The 14313-nt window shown below is 71.8% G+C and carries 11 protein-coding genes and 1 riboswitch; of the genes, 9 read left to right on the top strand and 2 right to left on the bottom strand.

Annotated features, from left to right (window positions below; all coding sequences use genetic code 11):
- Positions 1-60 precede the first annotated feature (60 nt).
- From ACMCNK_RS26005 to ACMCNK_RS25990, 4 genes are all read left to right on the top strand, one after another.
- Positions 61-1071, top strand: a complete 1011-nt coding sequence (locus tag ACMCNK_RS26005; protein ID WP_412738980.1) for an efflux RND transporter periplasmic adaptor subunit — start codon at positions 61-63, stop codon at positions 1069-1071.
- Positions 1068-1760, top strand: coding sequence for an ABC transporter ATP-binding protein (locus ACMCNK_RS26000; RefSeq protein ID WP_412738979.1), 693 nt, complete (start codon positions 1068-1070; stop codon positions 1758-1760). Before ACMCNK_RS26005 ends, ACMCNK_RS26000 begins: the two co-directional genes overlap by 4 nt.
- On the top strand, positions 1757-3037 hold the full coding sequence (locus ACMCNK_RS25995) for an ABC transporter permease (RefSeq protein WP_412738978.1): 1281 nt from the start codon (positions 1757-1759) through the stop codon (positions 3035-3037). The genes ACMCNK_RS26000 and ACMCNK_RS25995 overlap by 4 nt, the downstream gene beginning before the upstream one ends.
- A gap of 434 nt (positions 3038-3471) precedes the next feature.
- Positions 3472-4617 (top strand): acyltransferase family protein, encoded by a 1146-nt coding sequence (locus ACMCNK_RS25990; RefSeq protein ID WP_412738977.1) that lies wholly within the window; start codon positions 3472-3474, stop codon positions 4615-4617.
- Between the two features lie 235 nt (positions 4618-4852).
- Here the strand turns inward: ACMCNK_RS25990 and ACMCNK_RS25985 are convergent, their stop codons facing one another.
- Positions 4853-6274, bottom strand: coding sequence for a glycine hydroxymethyltransferase (locus ACMCNK_RS25985; RefSeq protein WP_412738976.1), 1422 nt, complete (start codon positions 6272-6274; stop codon positions 4853-4855).
- A 19-nt stretch (positions 6275-6293) separates the two neighbouring features.
- Positions 6294-6383, bottom strand: a riboswitch (ZMP/ZTP riboswitch).
- Positions 6384-6876: 493 nt separating this feature from the next.
- Here ACMCNK_RS25985 and ACMCNK_RS25980 point away from each other — a divergent pair.
- From ACMCNK_RS25980 to ACMCNK_RS25960, 5 genes are all read left to right on the top strand, one after another.
- The gene (locus ACMCNK_RS25980) at positions 6877-7590 is read left to right on the top strand and encodes an RNA polymerase sigma factor SigF (protein WP_412740997.1); all 714 of its coding nucleotides are present in this window, start codon (positions 6877-6879) and stop codon (positions 7588-7590) included.
- 109 nt (positions 7591-7699) lie between these two features.
- Entirely contained in the window at positions 7700-10558 is a 2859-nt protein-coding gene (locus ACMCNK_RS25975) for a GH92 family glycosyl hydrolase (RefSeq protein WP_412738975.1), read from the top strand.
- Between the two features lie 74 nt (positions 10559-10632).
- On the top strand, positions 10633-11301 hold the full coding sequence (locus tag ACMCNK_RS25970; RefSeq protein WP_412738974.1) for a DedA family protein: 669 nt from the start codon (positions 10633-10635) through the stop codon (positions 11299-11301).
- Positions 11302-11363: 62 nt separating this feature from the next.
- Positions 11364-12026, top strand: coding sequence for a hypothetical protein (locus tag ACMCNK_RS25965; protein ID WP_412738973.1), 663 nt, complete (start codon positions 11364-11366; stop codon positions 12024-12026).
- A 90-nt stretch (positions 12027-12116) separates the two neighbouring features.
- Complete coding sequence (locus tag ACMCNK_RS25960) at positions 12117-12980, top strand: SDR family NAD(P)-dependent oxidoreductase (protein WP_412738972.1); 864 nt, start codon at positions 12117-12119, stop codon at positions 12978-12980.
- Between the two features lie 30 nt (positions 12981-13010).
- Here the strand turns inward: ACMCNK_RS25960 and ACMCNK_RS25955 are convergent, their stop codons facing one another.
- On the bottom strand, positions 13011-14309 hold the full coding sequence (locus tag ACMCNK_RS25955; protein ID WP_412738971.1) for a hypothetical protein: 1299 nt from the start codon (positions 14307-14309) through the stop codon (positions 13011-13013).
- Positions 14310-14313 lie beyond the last annotated feature (4 nt).

Raw genomic sequence — 14313 nt, 5'->3', positions numbered from 1 at the left:
TTCATCCACGTTCGGCTATAACCGTCCCGTGCCACGCCCGGGCCGGGCGAAGGAGTTTCGGTGGACAGACGCAGGGTTGCCTGCGCCGGTGCGGCGGTCCTGGCGGTCGCCCTCACCGCCGGCTGCACGGCGTCCAAGGACCAGGCCGAGACACCGGGTCTCGAACCACGCGGAACGGTCCTCACCACCGTGAAGCCCCAACGGCAGGACCTCTCCAACCAGATCAGCCTGAACGGGAAGGTCGCCATCAACCCGGTCTTCGGGATCGTCGCGCCCACCGACGGCGAACTGCGGTACGTCGACCGGCAACCGGCGAAGACGGCCGCCACCCGGCCAGTGTGGGTCGCCACGGTGTGGCACCGCGGGGTGCCGCGCCGCGTCGAGATCCCCAAGGACTCCATGCTGGCCGGGCGCCTGCTGGACGACCACGCCGACGTGACCGCCGGGATGCCGGTCATCTCCGCCACGTACGCCGGGTACGGCATCGTCGCGGACATCGACAGCGCCCAGGCGTACCGGATCTCGGCCGCGGCGAAGACCGTGCGGGGACAGATCAAGAACGGGCCGGGCCCGTTCGCGTGCGAGCCGTTGGGCACGATCGCGGCGCTGCCAGCCGGGACGATCCCCGCGCCACCCCCGGCGGCCCCGGCAACCCCGGCGCCGCAGCAGTCCGGTCCTCCCGCCGCCCCGCAGGCGCCCGACGCACCCGCCGACAGCGCGGGCAGCGGCTCGGAGGCGACCGGCATGCGGCTGGTCTGCACCGCACCGGACGACGTCCGGCTGATCAACGGCGCCGCGGTCACGCTGGAGGTGGTCACCGCGAAGGCCAACGGCGTGCTGGTGCTGCCGGTCGAGGCGGTCGCGGGCGTACAGGGCCACGGCAAGGTCGACGTGGTCGGCCCGGACCGGACCCGCAAGACCGTGGACGTGGTGCTCGGGCTTACCGACGGCAAGGTCGTACAGATCAAGTCGGGTCTGCGCGGCGACGAGACCATCGCCGTGCCCGGACCGGACCTGCCGACCGCCCCGCCCGGCGGCGAGAACCCCGGGGCATCCGGAGCGCCGAAGTGACCGCACCACTGATCGAACTGACCGGGATCACGAAAGTCCTCAAGGGACAGGCGGAACCCCGCACGATCCTGGCCGGGGCCGACCTGACCGTACGGGCGGGCGAGAGCGTGGCGATCGTCGGCCGGTCCGGCTCCGGCAAGAGCACGCTGCTGAGCCTGATCGGCCTGTTCGACCGGCCCGACGAGGGCCGGTACGTGCTCGCCGGGCGCGACATCAGCCGCATCTCGGAACGCCAGGCCGCGAAGCTGCGCAGCTCGCACTTCGGCTTCGTGTTCCAGCGGTTCTTCCTGCTCAAGCACCTGACCGCGGCCCAGAACGTGGCCATGGCCCTGGTCAACGGGCAGGGCTGGCTGCCCCGCCGGGAACGCCGCTCCCGGGTGCTCGAGGCGCTCGACCAGGTCGGCATCGCCCACCTCGCCAAGAACCGGCCGGCCCGGATGTCCGGCGGTGAACAGCAGCGGGTGGCGATCGCCCGGGCACTGGTCCGCCGCCCGCAGGTGCTGCTCGCCGACGAACCGACCGGCGCGCTGGACACCGAGACCGGCACCCTGGTCATCGACGCGCTGATGGAGGCGACCACCCGCGGCTGCGGCCTCATCCTGGTCACCCACGACCGCGACCACGCGGCCCGGATGGGCCGCATCCACGACCTGACCGACGGCGTCCTCACCGAGCGGGTTCTCACGTGAAACGGTTGTCCGGCCGCTACCGGTCGTCACTGATCATCGGGTTGCAGGGCATCCGGGCGCGCAAGCTGCGCACGCTGCTGTCCATGGTGAGCCTGTTCCTCGGGGTGCTCGCGGTCGTGGTCGTGCAGGCCGGTGCCAGCATCGCGGAACACGCCATGCTGGCCGACCTCGAACTCAGCTCCGGCGTCGACGGCACCCGCACGATCGGCATGCAGGCGCAGGCGCAGGCCACGGACATCGTCGTCAAGACGGTGCAGGGCCGCTCCGACGCGGTCGCGGCGCTCGGGGTGTCCGCCATCATCGGCGAGCCCGGCGTCAGACCGGTCAACGAGGGTGCTTCACCGATCGACGAGTCCTGGGGCGGCGGCGAGGTGTGCACATCGGACGGCCACTGCGAGCCGATGGCCAACGGCCCGGCCGGGGAAGCCGTCGAGGTACGGCTCACCGCGCTGACCGGCGACATCCGCGCGTTCAAGCCGTTCCGGCCGCGGTCGGGGCAGTGGCTCGACTTCACCACGGTGCCGGCGATGGCGCCCAGGCTGGTGCTCAACAAGGAGGCGGCGAAGGGTTTCGCACGTCACCACGTTCCCGCCGAGATGCGCGTCGGCGGTGCCGCCGCGAATCTCACCCCCCGCTTCATCGGCGTCGTCGACGACGGAGACGCGCAGCCGCACGCGTACGTGCGCCTGGACGAGCTGACCAACTGGCTGCCCGCCACCAACCTGTCCGACCCGAACTCCGGTGGTGAACTGCAGGTACTGCTGGCTCCGCCCACCCCGGTCGAGCACGTGCTGACGTCCCGGTTGAAGGGCGCCGGGGTCGAGACGTACGTCGAGACGGTCGACTCCCACAAGCAGCGGGAGAACGAGCTGAAGCTGATCCGCCTGGTCTTCTTCTCGATGGCCGGGCTCGTCCTGCTGATCGGCGTCGCGGGCATCCTCAACGTCGGGCTCGCCACGGTCGGCGAACGCGTCGAGGAGTTCGCGCTGCGCCGCGCGGTCGGCACGCCGCGCATCCTGCTGGCCGGCATCGTGCTCGCCGAGACGCTGCTGACCGGGCTGCTCACCGCGGCCGCCGCGATCGGTACGAGCATGGCGGCCCTGGCCGTGGTCAGCCAGGTGGTCGGGGATTCCCAGCCGCTGCTGCACGACGTGCAGTTCCCCTGGCAGGCCGGTGTGGCCGGGATCATCGCGGGCATCGTCGCCGGTGTCCTCGGCGGTTTCATCCCGGCCATCCGCGCGGCGCGCATCCCGATCGCCACGGTCATGCGCGCCTGACCGCCGCGGCGTCGCAGTAGCCCCGGGCGGCTTCCCCAGCCCCAACGTCACCCGCATGCACGCGAGAATCACGACGATCCCCCCGCCCCGAGGCCGCACACCGCGTCGCGGCCTGTCCTCCCCCGCCGCGTGACCCTTCGTTACCGGATCCGTCGCGATCGGCCCGGCGCCCGCCTCCGAAACGCCCCATTAAATGGCTAATTAGCGTTCGGGTGGCACCGCTTTGGTGGAACAGCCGCGCTTCGGTCACCCGTACGGTGACCCATGCACTGGCGCCGCATCGATACGATCCCGGCCGTCGGTGGCTCGCCATCGACGGTGGTCAAGGATTCGCGTCAGTACTCGCTTCACGGCGACCGTGTACGGCCTGTTGTCCAGAATCCTCGCCGCGCCGATCAGCTGCGCCGCATGTAGCGGCAGAGGAGACAACGCCGATGCCGTCCGCCCCCACCCGCCTCGCCGCTCTCGACGGGCTGAGGTTGATCGCCGCCCTTTCCGTGGCCCTGTACCACTACGGCACGTCCTGGCGTCTTGACGGTGTGCATCCGCCCAGCTACCACCTGCCCGCCGCCAGCCACGTGACGATCTACGGTTTCCTCGGCGTGGAGCTGTTCTTCCTGATCAGCGGATTCGTCATCTGCATGAGCAGCTGGGGGCGAGGGCTCGGCAGGTTCGCCATCTCCCGCGTCAGCCGGTTGTATCCCGCGTACTGGGTGGCCATCGCGATCACCGCCACCGTGGTCACCGTGCTGCCGATCACCGGGGGTGTGCCCATCCCGCCGACGCCGCTGACCACGGGCGGAGTCCTGACCAACCTCACCATGCTGCAGCAGCCGTTCGGTGTCGCGGCGGTGGACACCGTGTATTGGACACTGTGGACCGAGCTGCGCTTCTACCTGCTGTTCGCGCTGGTGGTGGGCGTCGGGCTGACGTACCGTCGCGCGGTCGGGTTCTGCATCGTGTGGATGTTGGCGGCGGTGCTCACCCCGAAACTGGGCAGCCCGCTGCTCGACATGGTGGTGATGGCGGACTTCGCACCGTATTTCATCGCGGGCATCGCCATGTACCTGATGCACCGGTTCGGCCCCACCCTGATGCTCTGGGCGATTGTCGGGGTGAGCTGGCTGCTCTGTCTGCCCCGCGTGGCGGTGCGGATGGCGGACGTGCACCCCGGCTTCGACGTCCCCGCGTGGCCCGGAGTGGTCATCATGACCGGCTGCTTTGCGGTCCTGCTGCTCATCGCGCTGCGCCGCGCCGACCGGATCGACTGGCGTTGGCTCACCGTCGCCGGCGCGCTGACCTATCCGTTCTACCTCCTGCACCAGCGCATCGGGTACGCCCTGATGCGTACCGCGTACCCGCACGTGAGCCTGCCGGCGTGGGTGCTGATCGCCACCACCACCGCGACCATGTTGGCGCTGGCCTGGCTGGTGCACCGGTACGTGGAACGGCCGCTGAGCCCGATCATGCGCCGCTCGCTGACCACCGCCCTGAACCACCTGCCCCGGCGTACCCCACGCCCGGAGCCCGTGCCGGCAGCGCAGGAACCCGAGCTGACCGGCGCCGAGCGCCGGAGCTGAAGCCACCCGGAGTCAATGGCAACGCGCCCGCGTGGCAACACACGGACCGCAAGTGCAATGCACGGACCCCCAAGGGGTGTACGGACCCGCAAGGGGTGTACGGACCCTGCAGGGGGCGACGCACGGACCTGGCAGGGTGCGGGGATCCGCTCATGAGCCGCAAGGCGAATGGATCCCCGCACCCGGTGTCGGCGGGAGCGACGGTCGGTAGCACGACGAGCATGCGACCAAATAATCAGCCGAGATCGACCTGAGGGTAGAGGGGGAACGCGGCGAGCAGCTCGGTGGCCTGCTTGGAGATCCGGTCGGCGAGCGCCGGGTCCAGGTCGAACTTGGCCTTCGAAGCGCCCGCCTTGGTCTGGCCGAGCACGGTGTGCATCAGCTCGGCGATCTGGTCCATCTCGTCCGCGCCGAGGCCCCGGCTGGTCAGCGCGGGGGTGCCGACCCGGATGCCGGAGGTGTACCAGGCGCCGTTCGGGTCCTGCGGGATCGCGTTGCGGTTGGTGACGATGCCGGAGTCCAGCAGGGCTTGCTCGGCCTGGCGGCCGGTGAGGCCGTACTTGTCGACGTCGACCAGGACGAGGTGGTTGTCCGTGCCGCCGCTGACCACGGTGGCGCCGCGCTTGAGCAGGCCGTCGGCCAGCGCCTGGGAGTTGTCCACGATGCGCTGGGCGTAGTCGGCGAACTCCGGCCGCCGGGCTTCGGCGAACGCGATCGCCTTGGCGGCCATGACGTGGCCGAGCGGGCCGCCCAGCACCATCGGGCAGCCCCGGTCGACCTGGTCGGCGAGCTCCGGCTGGCACAGCACCGCACCGCCGCGCGGGCCGCGCAGCGACTTGTGCGTGGTGGTGGTGACGATGTGCGCGTGCGGCACGGGGTCGAAGTCGCCGGTGAACACCTTGCCCGCGACCAGGCCGGCGAAGTGCGCCATGTCGACCATGAACGTCGCGCCGACCTCGTCGGCGATCTCGCGCATGATGCGGAAGTTCACCTTGCGGGGGTACGCCGAGTAGCCGCCCACGATGATCAGCGGCCGGAACTCGCGGGCGGTCTCCCGCAGCGCCGCGTAGTCGATCTGGCCGGTGGCCGCGTCGACGCCGTAGCTGCGCTGGTCGAACATCTTGCCGCTGATGTTCGGGCGGAAGCCGTGGGTGAGGTGGCCGCCCGCGTCCAGCGACATGCCGAGCATCCGCTGGTTGCCGAACGCGGCGCGCAGCTCGGCCCACTCGGCGTCGGTCATGTCGTTGACGTTGCGCTTGCCGACCTTGGCCAGGGCGGGGGCTTCGATCCGGTCGGCCAGCACGGCCCAGTAAGCGACCAGGTTGGCGTCGATGCCGGAGTGCGGCTGGACGTACGCGTACGGCGCGCCGAACAACGCCTTGGCGTGCTCGACCGCGACCGACTCGACCGTGTCGACGTTCTGGCAGCCGGCGTAGAAGCGGCGGCCGATGGTGCCCTCGGCGTATTTGTCGGACAGCCAGTTGCCCATGGCCAGCAGGACGGCCGGGGAGGCGTAGTTCTCGCTCGCGATGAGCTTGAGGGATTCGCGCTGGTCGTGCAGTTCCTTGGCGATCGCGTCGGCGATGCGCGGCTCGACGGCGCGGACGGCGTCCAGGGCGGAGCGGAAAGCGGCGGATTCGGCGTTCAGTGCAGGCATCGGACCTCCCTATCACAGGTGTAGAGGCCCAGGCGCACGGCATTCGTCTCGAGACGGGGCCGCTCCACGATGGTTGGCCCATCCGAACGCGCCAGTCACGGCCCGCCCGACAGCATACAAGTCGGCCCCCGGAGCGTACGAAGTTCCGGAACGCAGATTGCTTGCCTGTTAATACAAGCGTCGATGAAACTCCACTCAAGCGCTCTCCGCCGCCCATCCCCACGCCGGCCGTTCCCCGGGACCGCGGTACGCCCCGGCGGGCGGCGGAGAGGCCACCCCCAGTCAGCTACTCAGCGTGACTCATACTTTCGGTCAGTTTTGCCTCGCCCTAACGGCTAGCCATGGCTAAACCTATCGGTTAGGTTGTACCTAACCGAACGGCCCAGCTCGTGCCAGCCAGCCCGGTTACCTGCTCAACCGCTGGCTCGCACCACCGATACGCCTGGCCCCGCCGTCCCCGATTCCCCCAGGGGCGGCTCGACGGCCAGGCGCCAGGGAGGACGACAGCAATGACCGGCACCGCGTTGCAGACGCCCACCACCGAGGCCGGCACCGACCGGTCCGAATCCCCCGCCGACAACGCCTCCGCCCTGCTCGAAGCAATGGCCACCGCGCCCGCGGCAGACCGCGAGCGGCTGCGGGACCGCGCCATCGAGGCATGGCTGCCGCTCGCCCGCCACCTCGCACACCGCTACAGCGGGCGCGGCGAGCCCACCGACGACCTGATCCAGACCGCCACCATCGGGCTCATCAAGGCCGTCGACCGGTTCGACCCGAGTCGCGGCGTCGACTTCACCGGCTACGCGATCCCCACCATCATCGGCGAACTCAAGCGTCACTTCCGTGACCGTACGTGGTCGGTGCGGGTCCCGCGGCGGCTGCAGGAGCTGCGCCTGGCCATCACCGAGGCCAACGCCCACCTCACCCACAGCCTGGGCCGCTGCCCCACCGTGGCCGACATCGCCGCCCACCTGGAGCTGACCGAGGAGGACGTGCTGGAGGGGCTGGAGGGCGCCCGCGCGTACACCGCGACCAGCCTGTCGACCCCGATCAGCGCCGACGGAAACACCGCGCTGGGCGACACCCTCGGCGCCGAGGACCACGAGTACGAGCTGGCCGAGACCCGCGTCGCCCTGGGCCCCGCGCTGGCCATGCTCGACGCGCGCGAGCAGAAGATCCTGACCTTGCGCTTCTACGGCAACCTCACCCAGTCCCAGATCGCCGCCCAGGTCGGCATCTCTCAGATGCACGTGTCCCGCCTGCTCACCAAGGCACTCGGCAAGCTGCGCAACGAGCTCTCCGCCGACGCCCTCTGACGGGGGACACCAGCACGAGCCCCCTGCTGACACCTGTTGACACATTGGTGACAGTCGATGGAAGCTGACCACTGCACTCGATATGACATCGATGTCAGTGGGGGGACACGTGCTCGGATCCCGTACCGTCGCCGTGCTTGCCGGGGTGGCCCTGACCGTGCCGATCGGCGCCGTGGCCGCGGGCGCCGCCCCGGCCCGCCTCATCACCGACCCGGCCGCGTACGTCAACCCGTTCATCGGCACCACCAACTCGGGCAACACGTACCCGGGGGCGGTGACGCCGTTCGGGATGCTGGCGTGGAGCCCGCAGACCTCGCGCGGCAACCAGGTCGCCACCCCCGCCCCGGGCGGGTACCAGTACGCCGCCACCCGGATCCGTGGCTTCAGCCTCACCCACCTCAGCGGCGTCGGGTGCTCGGGCGGCAGCGGCGACGTCCCGATCATGCCGCAGGTCGGCGCGATCACCGGCTCGCCCACCGCGGACACCACCGACTCCGTGTACGCGAGCACGTTCGCCCACGCCAACGAGGCCGCGAGCCCCGGGTACTACCGGGTCGGGCTGGACAGCGGGGCGGGTGCGGAACTCACCGTTACCCCCCGGACCGGGTACGGCCGGTTCACGTTCCCCGCGGACCAGCCCGCCAGCCTGCTGTTCCGCACGTCGATGTCGGAGACCGGCAGCACGGACGCCACCGTCCACATCGACCCGTCAACCCGGACGGTCAGCGGCTCGGTCACCGCGGGCAACTTCTGCGGGCCGCAGAGCGCGCACAACCGCACGGCGTACTACACGCTGCACTTCGTCGCCACGCTCGACCAGCCGTTCACGGAGACCGGCACGTGGACCGACGGCACCCTGGCCCCGGGCGGCACGGACGCCCACGGCGGCAGCGGTTTCAGCGGATCGGGCCGTCCGGTGGCGGGCAAGGGTTCCGGTGGGTACGTGACGTTCGCGCCGGGCACCACCGCGGTCGGGGTCCGGGTCGCGATCTCGTACGTGAGCCCCGGCGGAGCGCAGGCCAACCTGGCCACGGAGAGCCCGGCCGCGCTGTCGTTCGAGACGATGGCGGCCGACGCGCGGGCGGCGTGGACCCGGCGGCTGCGCCGGATCGAGATCGGGGGCGGGACGGTGGGGCAGCAGACCACGTTCTACACCGCGCTGTACCACGCCCAGCTCGAACCCACCCTCACCAGCGACATCGACGGCCGCTACCCGGGCGCCGACGGCGCGGTGCACGCCGTCCGCGCACCTCAGCAGGCGCAGTACGGCACGTTCTCCGGCTGGGACGTCTACCGCGCCCAGGTGCAGCTGCTCGCCCTGCTGGACGCCCGGATGGCCAGTGACTTCGCCCAGTCGCTGACCAACTACGCGTCCCAACGCGGCGGCGAATGGGACCGCTGGCTGCTGCAACACGGCAAGACCAGCGTGATGTCGGGCGACCCGTCCGCCGCCGCGATCGCGGGCATGTACGCGTTCGGCGCCCACGACTTCGACGTGCGCGGCGCGTACGACTCGCTGGTGCGCGCCGCGACCGTGCCGACCGCGAACGACGGCCGCGACGACGGCTGCCCGGTCGAGTGCGTGGGCCAGCGCCCGGCCCTCGACAAGTACCTCACGCTCGGGTACGTGCCCGCCGACGACTGCCACTGCTGGGGCGGGGCGGCCGAGACCCTGGAGGACGCCGCCGCGGACTACGGCCTGTCCCAGCTCGCCGGGGCGCTCGGCGACACCGCCGGACAGCAGCGGTTCCTGGCCCGGTCCCAGAACTGGCGGCACGTGTTCGACCCGGCCGCGCAGGCCGACCCGGGGCTGGCACACAACGTCCGGGAGCAGATCGACGCGATCAGCGCGAGCGGCGAGAACAGCCCGTACGAGGGAAAGGCGCAGGGTTTCGACGGGGACAAGGGCACCAAGTGGCTGACGTTCGCCCCGACGGGCTGGCTGCAGGCCCGGTTCAAGACCCCGCTGACGGTCACGAACTACGCGCTCACCTCCGCCAACGACGAGCCCGGCCGGGACCCGAAGGACTGGCTGCTGCTCGGCTCCGCCGACGGGATCACCTGGACGCCGGTCGACGCGCGCACCGGGCAGCGGTTCACCGAGCGGGGGCAGACTCGCGAGTTCACGGTCGCCGAGCCGAAGCCGTACCCGTACTACCGCCTCGACGTGACCGCCAACTCGGGTGCCGACATCGTGCAGCTCGCCGAGCTGGAACTGGCCGACCCGGCCGTGCCCACCCCGGTGCCCGCGGACGGGCCGTTCGTCGGCTGGATGCGCGACCGGTACGCCGACGGGCACTGGGCCGACGGCTTCAGCCCCTCCACCGGCACGGGTTTCGTGGAGGGCAGCAGCGCCCAGTACACCTGGATGGTCTACTCCGACGTGGTGGGCCTGGCCGCCGCGATGGGCGGCCCGGACGTGGCCGTGCGACGCCTCGACGCGTTCTTCCGCAACCCCGACGGCAGTTTCGACCTGAGCGCGACGAAGGCCACCCGCTTCGACGCGACCAACGAACCCGACATCCAGACCCCGTATCTGTACGGGTACCTCGGCGCGGCGTACAAGACGCAGGAGACCGTGCAGGCGATCACCACGCAGCTCTGGACCGACAGCACCGGAGGCATCCCGGGCAACGACGACGCGGGCACGATGAGCGCCTGGTACGTCTTCTCGGCGCTCGGCCTGTACCCGGTCGTCCCGACCCGCGCCGAGCTGGCCCTGACCACGCCGATCTTCACGCGGGCGGTGGTGCGGCTCGACGGCGGCCGCACGCTTCGGATCGAGGCGCCGCGCGACTCCGGGGATGCCCGGTACATCCAGCAGCTCGCGAGGGACGGGCGGCGTACCACTCGATCGTGGCTGCCCGCGTCGGCGCTCACCACGGGTGGCCGGCTCGTCTACACCCTCGCCGCGACACCCAGCCTGACCTGGGGCAGCGGGCCCGGGGACGCCCCGCCGCAGAACTGAGGGCCGGGGTCGCACCCGGTTCGCGACCGTTCTGGTCCGACAACGCGAGCTTGGGGCCAGTACCGTTGCGGGTCATGTCACCGCCAATCGACGACCTACCCGGCTTCCTGCACGGGGTGGCCCCGATCCTCGACCGATGGGGCTACCTCGCGGTCGCCGGTGTCATCGGCGTGGAGAGCTTCGGCGTCCCCGCGCCCGGCCAGACGATCATGATGGCGGCGGCGGTGTACGCGGGCGCGGGCCGGCTCAACCCGTTCGCGGTGGCGGCCATCGCGTTCGTGGCCGCGGTGCTCGGCGACAACATCGGCTACTGGATCGGGATGCGGGGCGGCCGCAAGGCGGTGCACCGCTTCGGCAAGTACATCCTCATCACGCCGAAGCGGCTGGAGAAGGCGGAGCAGTTCTTCGCCCGCCGGGGCAGCCGGATCGTGGTGGTCGCCCGGTTCGTCGAAGGGCTGCGCCAGCTCAACGGCGTCATCGCCGGTCTCACCAACATGCCGTGGCGCCAGTTCATGGTGTACAACGCGATCGGTGCGGCGCTGTGGGTCGGCTGGTGGACCACGGTGTCCTACCTGCTCGGTACGCACATCGTGGAGATCGTCGAGCACATGCACCGGTACAAATGGTTGGCGATCATCGCTGTCGTGGGCGTCGTCGCCGCGTACGCTGGGTTGCACTTGCGCCACATCCGTAGCCGCCGGGCCCGAGCCGCGGCTGACCGCGAGGAGTCGCGGATCCGGTAGCAGGGTTGCCGCGCCGATGCTCGGGTACGGCTTCTGGTGAAAACCCGGAAGGAGTGATTTACGTGACCGCACCCGCATCCGCTCCCCCGACCTCGGAGGAGTCCGCCGGTCGCCGCTCACCACTGGACACCCGCCGCGCCAAGGCGGCGGCCAGCGCGGCCGCCGCCGAGGAGGCACAGGCGGGCGTCACTGACCTGGACCGCCGCCTCGACACGATCGCACAGCTCACCCGACAGCACGCTCAGGCGCTGCGCAACGCCGAGGCCGAGACCGACCGGCTCAAGCGCGCCCTGAAGAGCGCCACCAAGGAGCGCGAGCGCCTGACCACCGCCCGCAAGAAGGCGGTCGCGAAGGTGGCCAAGGCGCAGGCCAAGGTCAAGACCGCGGAGGCGAGGTACGAGAAGGTCGTCCTCGCCGACCTCGTGCGCCGGGAGATGGAGCTCGACCGGGCCCGCGCCACGTCGACCAACGGCCACACCCCCGGTCACGCCCCCGCCCCCGGTACGGCCGCCGCGCCGACGCCGGTCCGCCCGTCCGCGGACGCCGGCACCTCCGCCGCGGGCCGGGCCTCGACGGCGGGCCGGGCCTCCGCATCCGCCCGCCGGTCACCGTCGACCCGGGCCTCCGGATCGGCCCGTGCGACCGCCTCGACCCGCGGCAACGGCCGCGCCGCTGCACGGTCCGAGCCGGACGCGGCGGCAGCCGGCGGGGACACCCTGGGCTGAGCCGCCCCGGGCACCGGTCCGCCCGGCCCGCTGTCCGGCGTGGTCCTGGCAGCGCTCGCGGGCGGACCGGCCCGACCCGATAATCGACGGATGAGTTTCGGGGCGGGAGCGTCGACGGTGCAGCGATTCGCGTTTGCGGGGCGTACCTGCCTCATCACCGGCGCGGCCAGCGGGATCGGCGCGGCCCTCGCCCTCAACCTGGCGAAACGACGGGCCGTGCTGGCCCTGCTCGACCGCGACGCCGACGGGCTCGCCCGGGTGGCGGAGCTGGCCCGCGAGCTGGGCGCGGCCGACGTCAGCACGTACGTGGTGGATCTCGCCGACGGCGGTGACCGGCTGGACCTGGCCGCCGAGGTCGCGGCCCGGCACGGCGGGGTCGACCTGCTGGTCAACAACGCCGGGGTGGCGTTGAGCGGCACCTTCGAGCAGGTCAGCATGGCGGATTTCGACTGGTTGCTGGAGATCAACCTGCACGCGGTGATCCGCACGACCAAGGCGTTCCTGCCGCAGTTGCTCAGCCGCCCGGGATCGCACGTGGTCACCATCTCCAGCCTGTTCGGCCTGATCGCCCCGCCGTCCCAGGTCGCGTACGTGACGAGCAAGTACGGCGTCCGCGGCTTCACCGAGGCGCTGCGGCACGAGCTGGCCGGCCGCAACGTCGGGGTGACCGTGGTGCACCCCGGCGGCATCCGGACCAACATCGCCGCGAACGCCCGGATCAGCGGCCCGGACCCCGGCGGGGAGCAGGTGGCCCGGGCCAGGGCGTTCGCGGAGGCGGCGTTGCGGATGCCGCCGGAGGAGGCGGCCCGGCTGATCGTCGCGGCGGTCCAGGCCCGCAAGCCGCGTCTGGTGGTGACCCGCGCGGCGAAGGCGGCCGACCTGCTGGCCCGCCTGATGCCCGCCCGATACTGGCAGGTCGCCGCCCGGGCCGCGGGCGTCCGCGGCGTGCACTGAACCACCCTGCCGGGCAGACTCCGCGGCCCATCAGCGGAAGCCCGCGACGCGCAAGCGGCTCTGGCCGTTCATCAGCGTGAAGTCGCCGCCCGCGGCGATCGTGCCGCTGCCCGCGTCCGCCGCCAGCGCGCGCACGCCGACGATCCCGTTCGCCTGCGGGGCCCATGCCGTGAGGTCTCCCGCGCTGGTCACCGCGGCGAGCTTCACCCGGGGCACCGAGCCGTCGAGACAGAGGCCGTGCGGTCCGTTGCGCGCGGTGAGGCAGGCGGTGTCGAAATGGCCGCCGATGTACACGACACCGTCCAGCGTGGTGATCGCCGCCGCGTCGCCGTCGAAGATCCGCTGCCAGATGATCTCGCCCGTGTCGGTGTACGCGACGGCGCGCCCGCCCTGGCCCGCGGTGGCCGCGTACACCCCGGAGGTGTCGACCGCGATGGCGTTGACGTCGGCCGGGGCCACCGCGGGCCGGAACGTGGTGACGAGCGCGCCGGTGGTCGACAGCGCCGCGATCCGCAGGGCGCCGACGCCGTTGATCTGGTGGAACGCGCCGCCCACGTACACCCGGTCCGTGGCGGCCACGATGGTGCGCACCGCGTTGTCGGCGACGGGGCGCCAGCCCGCGTCCAGCACGCCGGTGGTCAGCGAGAACGCGGCCAGGTCGGCCCGCGGCAGGCCGTCCACGGCACGGACGCTGCCGGCGAGGTAGAGACGGCCGTGGCCGACCGCGAGCGCGTACGGTGCGCCGGAGATCCGGTGCGCGAACGTGCCCGGCGCACCGCTCACCACGTCGAGGGCCGCCAGGTTGTCGCGGTGAAGCCCCGAGATGGTCCCGAAGTCGCCCGCGGCGTAGACGGTGGTGCCGTCGACGGCCAGCGCCCGTACGGTCGCGTCGGCGGTCGGCGCCCAGCTCAGCAGCGCGCCGGTACCGGCGTCGAACGCGGCGAGCCGCTGCCGGGCGTACGTGCGGCCGCCGGAGGTCGCCCGCGTGAACGATCCGCCGACGTAGACGGTGGTGCCGCGGAACGCGAGCGCGTACACCGATCCGTTGAACTGGGGTGTGACCAGCGGGCGGACGCCCACCAGGAGCCCTTGTCCCCGCAGTGTCCCGGTGCTGGGCACGGGCAGCCGCCTCGCGGCGGGCCGGGCCCTGGTGTCGGTCCGGTGTGCGGACGCGGGCCGGGCGGCGGACGCCGCCCGCGGTGTTGCGGGCCCGGAGGCCCCGAGGGCAGGCGTACCTGCTGCGACCGCAGCGACCGCGGCCCCGGCGACGACGACGCGGCGCAGCCGGGGCACATGCGCGACGCGACGGGCAAAGCAGAAGAATCGCACATTT

This window comes from Krasilnikovia sp. MM14-A1259 (genome assembly GCF_047159535.1).
Classification (GTDB): Bacteria; Actinomycetota; Actinomycetes; order Mycobacteriales; family Micromonosporaceae; genus Actinoplanes.
Note: the sequence above shows the minus strand (reverse complement) of the source record. Positions and strands in the feature narration are given on the sequence as shown.

Excerpts from the sequence above, each read along its gene's own strand:
- ACMCNK_RS25990 (WP_412738977.1), top strand. The coding sequence starts at position 3,472 with ATGCCGTCCGCCCCCACCCGCCTCGCCGCTCTCGACGGGCTGAGGTTG.
- ACMCNK_RS25985 (WP_412738976.1), bottom strand. The coding sequence starts at position 6,274 with ATGCCTGCACTGAACGCCGAATCCGCCGCTTTCCGCTCCGCCCTGGAC.
- ACMCNK_RS25980 (WP_412740997.1), top strand. The coding sequence starts at position 6,877 with ATGGCCACCGCGCCCGCGGCAGACCGCGAGCGGCTGCGGGACCGCGCC.
- ACMCNK_RS25970 (WP_412738974.1), top strand. The coding sequence starts at position 10,633 with ATGTCACCGCCAATCGACGACCTACCCGGCTTCCTGCACGGGGTGGCC.
- ACMCNK_RS25960 (WP_412738972.1), top strand. The coding sequence starts at position 12,117 with ATGAGTTTCGGGGCGGGAGCGTCGACGGTGCAGCGATTCGCGTTTGCG.